Source organism: Methylobacterium sp. WL119 (assembly GCF_008039875.1).
In the GTDB taxonomy this organism is placed as follows: Bacteria; Pseudomonadota; Alphaproteobacteria; order Rhizobiales; family Beijerinckiaceae; genus Methylobacterium.
Genome location: NZ_VRUU01000213.1, coordinates 1 through 2,176, shown reverse-complemented (window position 1 = coordinate 2,176; position 2,176 = coordinate 1). Strand labels below are relative to the sequence as shown.

The 2,176-nt window shown below is 72.1% G+C and carries 2 protein-coding genes; one reads left to right on the top strand and one right to left on the bottom strand.

What is annotated here, in order from left to right; genetic code table 11:
• Window positions 1-297: 297 nt before the first annotated feature.
• Window positions 298-960: a response regulator transcription factor gene (locus tag FV227_RS28460; protein ID WP_147860465.1), complete on the top strand. Its 663-nt coding sequence runs from the start codon at window positions 298-300 to the stop codon at window positions 958-960.
• A 539-nt stretch (window positions 961-1,499) separates the two neighbouring features.
• On the opposite strand, the gene FV227_RS28455 is transcribed toward FV227_RS28460, so the two are convergent.
• Complete coding sequence (locus tag FV227_RS28455) at window positions 1,500-2,123, bottom strand: ribonuclease D (RefSeq protein WP_147730061.1); 624 nt, start codon at window positions 2,121-2,123, stop codon at window positions 1,500-1,502.
• Window positions 2,124-2,176: the final 53 nt, after the last annotated feature.

Sequence of the window (2,176 nt, the reverse complement as noted above, 5' to 3'; positions counted from 1 at the left end):
CCGGCATCGTGGTCGCGACGCTGGGCTACTGGCGCCAGCTCAACGAGGGCACGGTCAACAGCATCTCGTCGGGCGCCTTCAGCGACATGGGCCACGCGCCCTCGTTCTCGGACAACCTCGTCGAGGTCGTTCGGGCGAACTGAGGGCGTCGCCGGCCGTGCGGCCAGCAGGCGCCCCACGGGGCGCGTGCTGCCTGCGGACGGCGCCCCGGGCTTGGCCGGATGCGGCGGATGTGCGAGGCCTCGTCGGCGGTTGCGGGCGGACGCGCGGGGCGGCCGAGCCCCGGAGGGGGAGGCCATGGAACTCCTGATCGTCGACGACCACCCGCTGTTCCGCGAGGCGCTCGCCAGCACGATCGGCCTGTCCGATCCCGACGCGGTGCTGCACGAGGCCGACGGGATCGCGGCGGCCTGCGCGATGCTGGCCGCCCATCGCGGCATCGAGCTGACGCTGCTCGACCTGTCGATGCGGGGGGTGTCGGGCTTCGACGGGCTCGTCACCATCCGCGCCCAGTTTCCGCGCGTGCCGATCCTGGTGGTGTCGGGGCACGAGGATCCGCGCATCATGCGCGAGGCGCTGCACCACGGGGCGGCCGGCTACGTGCCGAAGGCGGTCGACAAGGCGACGCTGACGCGGGCGATCCGGGACGTGCTCGCCGGCGCGCTCGCGATTCCCGAAGGCCTCGCCGAGGCCGGGCCGCCCGCCCGCGGCGCCGCGCGGAAGGCCCCGCTCGCCGAGCGCATCGCCCGGCTCACCCCGCAGCAGATGCGGGTGCTGCTGATGATCCGCCAGGGCAAGCTCAACAAGCAGATCGCCCACGCGCTCCAGGTCGGCGACTCGACCGTGAAGGCCCACGTGTCCGAGATCCTGCGCAAGCTCGAGGTGATCAGCCGGACGCAGATCGTGATCGACACCGCGTCGCTCGACTTCGACCGCCCGCAGGACGGCCATGCCGGCTAAGCGCGCGCGGTCTTCGCACCACACGCGATCTTGAGATCCGGCAGTTTCCTGCCGATCCGAGCGATCTTTGCAGCCTATGATAGCAACGGCCCGGCCCGGCCTTAACATGCGTCAACCGGACCGGCACGATCGACTGGTGCTTCGCCGGCGGAGCCCGGTCCTGTAGGCTCCGGACCCCGGTGCGACCTTTGCGACGACGCTCGGATCGCGCGGCTGATCCGCCGGTTGCCCTGCCGGATCGACGCCCCATCTTCCCCATCGAGGGCGGCGTCAGCGAACAGGATCGACCGTGACCGATTTTCGAACCATCCGTTTCCGCGGGCTCGCCCTCGCGGGCGCCCTCGCCGTGGCGCTGCCCGCCCTGGTCCACGCGCAGGAGATGCCGCGGATCGACGGCGCCCACAACGCCCTGCTGATCCACGGCAACTTCTGCGGCCCGGGCAACCGCGGGCCGGGGCACCCGCCGGTGGACGCCCTCGACCTCGCCTGCGCCCACCACGACGCCTGCACGCCGGACCGCGCCTCGGGCCGGGCGCCGCTCAGGTGTGGGCGAAGATGTCGACCTCGGGCCAGCCGTCGAGGTCGAGCCGGGCGCGGGTCGGCAGGAAGGCGAAGCAGGCCTCGGCGAGATCCGTGCGGTTCTCGCGCGCCAGCATCCGGTCGAGGCGGTCGCGCGCGGCGTGGAGGTGGAGCACGTCGGAGGCGGCGTACTCCACCTGCGCCGGCGTCAGCGTCTCGGCGCCCCAGTCGGAGGATTGCTGCGCCTTCGACAAGTCGACCCCGACGCATTCGCGGACCACGTCCTTGAGCCCGTGCCGGTCGGTGTAGGTGCGCGCGAGCTTCGAGGCGATCTTGGTGCAGTAGACCGGCGCCGGCATCACCCCGAGCGCCCGGTACAGCACCGCGAGGTCGAACCGCGCATAGTGGAAGATCTTCCGCACCCCCGCATCGGCCAGGATGCCCGCCAGCACCGCGGGCACCGGCCCATCGCGAAGGATCTGCACGACGTCGGCCGAGCCGTCGCCCTTCGAGACCTGCACGACGCAGAGCCGGTCGCGATGCGGGTTGAGCCCCAGCGTCTCGGTGTCGACGGCGATCGCCGCCCCCGGCTCATACCCGGCCGGCAGGTCGCCGCGATGCAGGCGGATGGTGTGGCTCGGCATGGTTTTCGGGCTTTTGGGGTGGGGGGTTTTGCGGCGGGTATCACCCTGAGGGG